Genomic DNA, 3,471 nt, shown 5'->3' on the forward strand with positions numbered 1-3,471 from the left:
CCCATCCACATGCAGAACGCGCTCTTTGCCGAGTTCATGCGCCGGATTGCCGATCAGACTGAACGGGCGCGCGCGGCGGGCACGCTCGATCTCGGCGTGGAAACCCTGCGTGGCGAAAAGATCGAACAGGTCTCCACAGAGGATCTCTGGACCTGCCCGAAATCCGGCGCGGTGACGCGGATCATCGGACTTGAGGTGACGGACCCGGTCCACGTGCTGTCGGCGGATGACGCCCTGTCGCGCAATCCCGACAAGCTGCCAATGGTGAATCGCGCCTCCGGCCGCGCGGCGCTGATCTCGGCGCGGCCCATGCAAATGTATGACGAGGATATCGTGACGCTGATGCGTAAGGCGGTGAGGCCAAACGGGTCGAGCTATCTCGAAGAGGCGAGGTTCAAGTCCTCCGCCTGGGAAGAGATCGGCAAGCCTGAGTTTGCGCGGCTTTGGGATGCCGAGGCTGCGTCCCTGCCAAAAACCACCACGACCAAGCTCTACCTGCTGACCGGGCTGCTGTTGCCGATCTGGAAGGACATTCCGGCCACCAATGAGCGCATCTACCGGGTCACGCCCGACGGGGCGACCGCGATGATCGGGCGCACGTTGAGCGAAGAAGGGGCGGCCGCGCTCCGCGCCCGCTTCCTTGTCTCCAACCCGCAAACGCCGCAAGAGATGTTGACCGCCGCCCTCGGCACCACTGCGCCTGTCGATCTGGGCCGGGGTCTCACCCTGACCCGTCGCCGGGTCGCAGGCGAGATGCGTCTCGAGCTGGGTGGTGCGGATCGGGGCATGATTGAAGGTCTCAAGGCCATGGGGTGTTTCACGGAGATCATCTCCTTCCAGCTGCGGGTGTTCCTGCCGCATGGAGACGGGATCGACACGGGAAGCATTCTGGCCCGGATCGTGGTGCAGAGGCCTGCCATCGCGACAGACCAAGCCGCCTGAAAAGTCAAAGGGGGCTTTGTGTCGGGCATCGCGGATCAGCGTTTGGCCGGTCTGCGCTTTCCGGGCGCGCGCTGACCAATGCCGCGCCCGGCCCCCCAATTGCAGACAAAAGGACAGACCCATGATCAAACCCCAGATCGATTATGCCGCGCTGGCGGCTCAGTGGCGCGCAGAGCGTGAAACCACCTTGAAGGCAACCCGAGCGGAACTGATCGCGCAATTGCGCGCGCTTGGCATCAACGAGGTCACCGCCGAATACGAAGGCTATGGCGATTCCGGCAATGTCGAGGATGTGACGGTGCAGCCTGCGGAGGTCAAACTGCCGGTAGCGCTTGTCACCGCCGTGGGCGATTTCGCCTGGTCACTCGCCTATCACCATCATCCGGGGTTCGAGAACAACGAGGGTGGCTACGGCACGCTGACCTGGGACATTACAGCAGACAGCATCACCCTCGATCACGCCGACCGCTATGTCGAATGCTCGCACAGCTATGACGAGGGGCTTTGAGATGGCCCATCCGCTTCATCATGCCGAAAGCTCTGCCCGGAAATTCGGCGGGGTGCCGTCTGACTATCAGGCCGTCCACGATCGGTTTGACGCCTCGAAAGAGCACCTCGCGCTTTTCACGCACCGGGCCTTGCGCCACCATACCCAAGGTCTGTTCGATGCTGAACGTGTCTTCGGTCTAACCTTGACCAATAGCGCAAGTCGGGACATTCCGGTGCGCTGGATCGGCGAGCAGCATATCCGTGAAGACTGCCAGGGCCGCATTCCCAGCATGGCGGACTGGCTGCGACGGATCCAGCCCGAGCCATGGATGGCCAATGGCCATATCGACCGGCATGTCGGCTCCGAGCCCTGCGGCGACCCAAGGGCCGCCTGGGCATCTGAAGTCGCCGCCGGCAGAACGGTTCTTGGTTTGAAGGATTGGATGGCGGCGCGCGCGACACAAGTCACGCAAGGTGCCTGACAGGTCTCGGCCGTTGGCCAAACTAATGCTGCATGGAAACCCGGTTGGACGACCGGGCTTCTTGCGTCGTTTCCCCACCATTCTTCGTATGGAGGTTCGCATGACTCTCGATGAAATCAAAGCCGCAGTCGATGCCGGGCAGACCGTGCATTGGGCCAATACCGGCTACCTTGTCCACAAGGACCGGCTGGGTCAGTACCTCATCACCCATCTGCCGAACGGGAGCTGCATCGGTCTGACCGATCAGGGTGGGCACCGGTTGAACGGAAAAGAGGCGGAGTTCTTCATAGCGCGATCGGAGGACGGCGCAGAAAATCCGGGCAGCCAATCAAGACCAGACGGGGAGGGGAGGGGTGTAGCACCCGGAGGCGCGGGGGCCTTCCCACTCGGACGGCAGCTCTGACTCGTGGGCGGGGCTGAAAGGAAAGCAAGCTTTCTGATTTGTGATCCCTCAAGGGGTCGAGAAAGCAATCCCGGATGCGCTGGCAAGGACGTCAGGCACCGGCCAATCAAAGAAGGAACCATCCCATGTTCGCAGGAACCCTCACCCGCAATGTCGAGACCGCAGCCGCTCAGTACACCGGCATGATCCACTCGACGCGCTTTGACATCGCCATCCAGTTGGAGGCGCGGGCCAAGATGTCCGAACGCAGCCCGGATTTTGACGTGACAGCAGTCAACAAGTCAGGCCGCAAGGTGCGCATCGGCACGGCCTGGAACGAGACGGGCAATACCAGCGGCAACCCCTACATCTCGATGCAGATCGATGTCGGCCTCGGCCCGTTCCGGGTCAACGCGGTACAGACGAAAGAAGCGCGCACGGCCCAGAGCGGCGAGTTCGAGATCATCCCGCTGGTCTCGAACGGCCTGATGAAATCTGGCTCGATCTCGGGCGAGCTCACCGCAATGGACGCCGACAATGCCTTCACCGGCTACATCGCCAATATGATGTTCGATCTGGAGTTCATGCTGATCAACACGCCTGATGGCGACCTGCGCGTCAACGCCGTGCAGAACGAAGAGCAGCGCGGCGGGCAAACCTTCTCGATCATTCCGTTCATCGACAGCGGTGAGCAGCCGCAGGACGCAGGCGCGGGGCTGTCGCTGGTCGCGTGATCAACGCGTAAGAATAGACGATCTGAACCGAAAGGGGAGCCGTGAGATCACGGTTCCCCTTTTGCTGTGTTTGTTTCAATAGAGCGATCGAACTGCCATTTCATGTGGAGGCCCGATGTAGATGCGATGCCGAGATAGGGAGCGCTGCGCGGGGTCTCCAATACAGTCAGACTTGTACAACTGCTTGAGCGGCAATCAATGCGTCAACAGCAACTTGAACCTCGGCGTAGAGCTCGGTGTCCAACTCTGCTGCGTCGATTTCCACAATCAGTGCGTAGCGTACGGAAGGCAAACTCTCAGCGAGAAGCTTTTTCGACTTCCACCAACCGGTGACTGGGTGAACAGCCAGCAAGTTGCGCCGCGCCAGATCTGAAGCCCTGCATGTCAGCTGATCTATATGGAGCGACCCGACATGGCGCCGATTGCTACCGAAGTCCCAAAG

Annotated in this window: 5 protein-coding genes and 1 pseudogene; 5 read left to right on the plus strand and 1 reads right to left on the minus strand. The window is 61.3% G+C overall.

Features of this window, described 5'->3' with window-relative positions; translation table 11 throughout:
- Positions 1-36: 36 nt before the first annotated feature.
- From V7672_RS15185 to V7672_RS15205, 5 genes are all read left to right on the plus strand, one after another.
- The gene (locus V7672_RS15185; RefSeq protein WP_335625407.1) at positions 37-942 is read left to right on the plus strand and encodes a hypothetical protein; all 906 of its coding nucleotides are present in this window, start codon (positions 37-39) and stop codon (positions 940-942) included.
- Between the two features lie 121 nt (positions 943-1,063).
- Entirely contained in the window at positions 1,064-1,450 is a 387-nt protein-coding gene (locus V7672_RS15190; RefSeq protein ID WP_335625408.1) for a DUF6878 family protein, read from the plus strand.
- A gap of 1 nt (position 1,451) precedes the next feature.
- Positions 1,452-1,913: a DUF6915 family protein gene (locus tag V7672_RS15195; protein ID WP_335625409.1), complete on the plus strand. Its 462-nt coding sequence runs from the start codon at positions 1,452-1,454 to the stop codon at positions 1,911-1,913.
- Between the two features lie 100 nt (positions 1,914-2,013).
- Positions 2,014-2,316: a hypothetical protein gene (locus tag V7672_RS15200; RefSeq protein ID WP_335625410.1), complete on the plus strand. Its 303-nt coding sequence runs from the start codon at positions 2,014-2,016 to the stop codon at positions 2,314-2,316.
- A gap of 74 nt (positions 2,317-2,390) precedes the next feature.
- Positions 2,391-3,029: a DUF736 family protein gene (locus V7672_RS15205; protein WP_335625411.1), complete on the plus strand. Its 639-nt coding sequence runs from the start codon at positions 2,391-2,393 to the stop codon at positions 3,027-3,029.
- A 166-nt stretch (positions 3,030-3,195) separates the two neighbouring features.
- On the opposite strand, the pseudogene V7672_RS15210 reads toward V7672_RS15205, so the two are convergent.
- Positions 3,196-3,471, minus strand: a pseudogene (locus V7672_RS15210) (S8 family serine peptidase); the annotation flags it as partial.

Source organism: Brevundimonas sp. (genome assembly GCF_036963785.1).
Classification (GTDB): Bacteria; Pseudomonadota; Alphaproteobacteria; order Caulobacterales; family Caulobacteraceae; genus Brevundimonas.